General features: G+C 51.5%; 3 protein-coding genes. All 3 read left to right on the top strand.

The window, feature by feature from the left end:
• Nucleotides 1-110: 110 nt before the first annotated feature.
• The 3 genes from V6D20_21295 (at nucleotide 111) to V6D20_21285 (ending at nucleotide 3,198) form a co-directional block, all read left to right on the top strand.
• The gene (locus V6D20_21295; GenBank protein ID HEY9818317.1) at nucleotides 111-818 is read left to right on the top strand and encodes an isochorismatase family cysteine hydrolase; all 708 of its coding nucleotides are present in this window, start codon (nucleotides 111-113) and stop codon (nucleotides 816-818) included.
• Complete coding sequence (locus V6D20_21290; protein ID HEY9818316.1) at nucleotides 808-1,860, top strand: ring-opening amidohydrolase; 1,053 nt, start codon at nucleotides 808-810, stop codon at nucleotides 1,858-1,860. The genes V6D20_21295 and V6D20_21290 overlap by 11 nt, the downstream gene beginning before the upstream one ends.
• Before the next feature lie 273 nt (nucleotides 1,861-2,133).
• The gene (locus V6D20_21285; protein HEY9818315.1) at nucleotides 2,134-3,198 is read left to right on the top strand and encodes an NAD-binding protein; all 1,065 of its coding nucleotides are present in this window, start codon (nucleotides 2,134-2,136) and stop codon (nucleotides 3,196-3,198) included.
• The last annotated feature ends 211 nt before the right edge of the window (nucleotides 3,199-3,409 follow it).

Raw genomic sequence — 3,409 nt, 5'->3', positions numbered from 1 at the left:
TGCGGAATCTACGGAGGCGATCGCTTCAAAAGCCAACGATAGGTGACATAGGGGATGTTACAGAAGGCGTGACCCCATCTACAATAGCTTCATTCTGCTGGTAGTTTCCTATGTTTCATCTTGATGCCCAACCCTATGCCTATCCCCTACCGGGCGATCGCTCCCTAGCCCTGGTGATTATTGACATGCAGCGCGATTTCTTAGAGCCCGGTGGCTTTGGTGATGCCCTAGGCAATGATGTCAGTCTGCTCCAGGCGATTGTACCCAAGCTCAAAACCCTGCTCGACTTCTTTCGCGCCCACCATCTGCCGGTCATTCATACCCAAGAATGTCATCAGCCCGATTTGTCCGACTGTCCTCCCTCCAAGCGCGATCGCGGTAACGGTACGCTGAAAATTGGTGATCAAGGCCCCATGGGACGCATCTTGGTCTACGGTGAACCCGGTAATCAAATTATCCCAGAACTGGCTCCGCAGCCCGACGAACAGGTGATTACTAAGCCTGGGAAAGGTGCTTTCTACAACACACCCCTGCAAACCTACCTACAGCAAGCTGGTATTACCCACCTGCTGTTCACCGGAGTGACCACCGAGGTATGCGTACAAACCACCATGCGTGAAGCGAATGATCGCGGCTATACCTGTCTGATGGTGGAGGATTGCACGGAGAGCTATTTTCCCGCCTTCAAACAATCGACCCTGGAGATGATCCGGGCTCAGGGGGGCATTGTCGGTTGGACGGCAACGGCCGATCAGGTACAGTCTGGTCTAACCCCATGGCTAGAAGCGTTAGCGGTCGGAGGTGCTCATGCGGGTTGATGTCTTCAAAATTCCCCAAGCTGGGCCGGATGATGTGTCGGGGCTTCATACCCTGATCCACCAGGGAGCGATCGCTCCCCAGCATATTGTGGGCATTCTTGGCAAAACCGAGGGCAATGGCTGTGTGAATGATTTCACGCGCGGCTTTGCCACCCAGTCTCTCAAGGTTTATCTAGCCAAATATCTATCTCCTGAGGCGATTCAGGAGATCGTCTTTGTCATGTCTGGCGGTACAGAAGGGGTGATCAGCCCCCATCTAACGGTGTTCACGCGCCAACCGGATGATCCCCAGCGATCGCCCCGTCTAGGGCTCGTATTAGGTACCGCTAAGACCCGTCCCTTTTTGCCCCAGGAGATTGGCACCTTGACCATGGTAACCACCGTGGCCGCGGCGGTTCAGGAGGCGATCGCAGACGCCGGTGCCGCTGCGGATCAAATTCACTTTGTCCAGATTAAATGTCCGTTGATGACCGCCAGCCAACGGTCTAGTCAGGCAGAGGCGGTGCAGGTTAGCAGCTATCAATCCATGGCCCTGTCCCGGGGTGCATCGGCATTGGGGGTGGCGATCGCCCTCGGTGAATTATCCCTCGATAACCTCCAGGAGTCAGATATTGCCCACAACTTTGATCTGTATTCTGGGGTAGCCTCAACCTCCGCCGGAGTGGAATTACAGAACTGCGAGATTATGGTGTTGGGTAATGCTCCCTGCACCAGCGCCTACGTCATCGGTCATAGCGTCATGGATCATGCGCTCGATGTGGAGGCGGTTCGCCAAGCCATGGCTCAAACAGGTCAAGGGAGCGATCGCATGGTTCAAATTCTCGCAAAAGCCGAAGCTTCTCCCACAGGACAGATTCTGGGCCGCCGCCATACTATGCTGGATGACTCTGATATTAGCCATACCCGCATGGCTCGCGCTGTTGTTGGGGCAGCGATCGCCTCTGTTGTCCAGGATCCCATGATTTACGTATCTGGCGGCAGTGAACATCAAGGGCCGCCGGGCGGAGGGCCCGTGGCAGCGATCGCCTGGTTAGACGAATAACCCTGATCACGCTTGGAAACCTTTCATACATAAAAAACCAGGAATATCTGAGGTGGATGCTATTCAGCAAGAAGGCGATCGCATAGGTGTCGAAGTATGCCTAATCCTTGAATTGACGCTATGGATTATCAAGCTCAACTAAGTGAACTGTAGACGGAACAGGTTTTCTGAGTACTCTAAAGTCTGACATAAATAGAACAGATGTTTGACCGGATTTAATCGTATCCACTTTTCAGGTATTTTTCATCAACCACTGTTCAGGACGTAACCCCCATGCAAGGCTCGTTTCAGCGTATTCTTACCGGAGCCATTTTCTTTAGCATTACTCTCATTGTAGCTATCTTTGGCTACACCCTCTTTGGTTGGTCATTACTAGAAGCTATCTACATGGTGGTCATCACCATTTTTGGAGTAGGATACGGAGAAGTGAGGCCTCTCGACACTCCCACCCAAAAGATATTTACCATGATTGTGATTATCGCGGGTACATCATCTGCCGTATACATTGTAGGAGGCTTTTTACAAATGGTGACAGAAGGAGAGATTAACCGAGCACTGGATGATCGCCGTAAGCAAAAAAGTATTGATAGCCTGAAGGATCATGTGATCATCTGTGGTTTTGGACGCATTGGTCAAGTCTTAGCACGACACCTAGATGATGCTCAGCATCCCTTTGTGGTCATCGACTCTGCCCCCCAGCAAATTGAACAGGCAGAAGCATTAAATTATCTCGCTTACAGTGGCAATGCTACGGATGAAGATGTTCTAAATGCTGTGGGTATCAATCGAGCTAAGGTTTTAGCTACAGTTTTATCTGATGACGCCCTCAATGTTTTTATTACCTTAACGGCTCGTGAATTAAATCAAAATTTAGTGATTCTTGCCCGGGGCGAAGTGCCCTCCACAGAGAAGAAGCTGCGGCTAGCTGGTGCTGATCATGTAGTTTTACCCGCGACCATTAGCGCGTTACGTATGTCGCATTTAATTACTCGCCCAACCACCACCGATTTCCTCACCGAGAAAGACGAGCGCAGCTATATTAACGATCTGCTCACCCAAATCCATGTACAAATGGCAGAACTAGCGGTGCCAGAGGGATCTGCTATGGTTCGCAGGACGATCAAGGAGGTCGAGATCCGGGGCAAGGGAACATTCATCATTGTGGCGCTACGCCGGGCTAATGGAGAACTCGTCCTGCAACCGGAAGCGGGGCTGATGCTAGCAGCAGGGGATGCCTTGATTATCCTAGGGCACGAAGGCGATATTCCTCAGTTTGCGCAGAACTATGAGCTAGATCGGCAAAAATTACGCTACCGAGGCGCAAAGGTTGATGGATAATCAGAAAAAACTACTCTTACCATGGTCAACCTATCATTTTGGCTGATACCCAAAGAGGAGCACCGTACCTCCTTGACTCATCTCATTAGTCATCTCAGCGATCGCCTCCGGAGTACGCCCTTTACCCCCCATGTCACCCTAGGCAGTGGTGTCGTACCGTGGGCGATCGCTGACTTACCCACCCATCTAGATCCACTTGTTCAGACCATCC

The sequence above is a fragment of the Candidatus Obscuribacterales bacterium genome, assembly GCA_036703605.1.
In the GTDB taxonomy this organism is placed as follows: domain Bacteria; phylum Cyanobacteriota; class Cyanobacteriia; order RECH01; family RECH01; genus RECH01.
The sequence above is the reverse complement of the archived record's forward strand: the minus strand, read 5'-3'. Positions and strand labels throughout refer to the sequence as shown.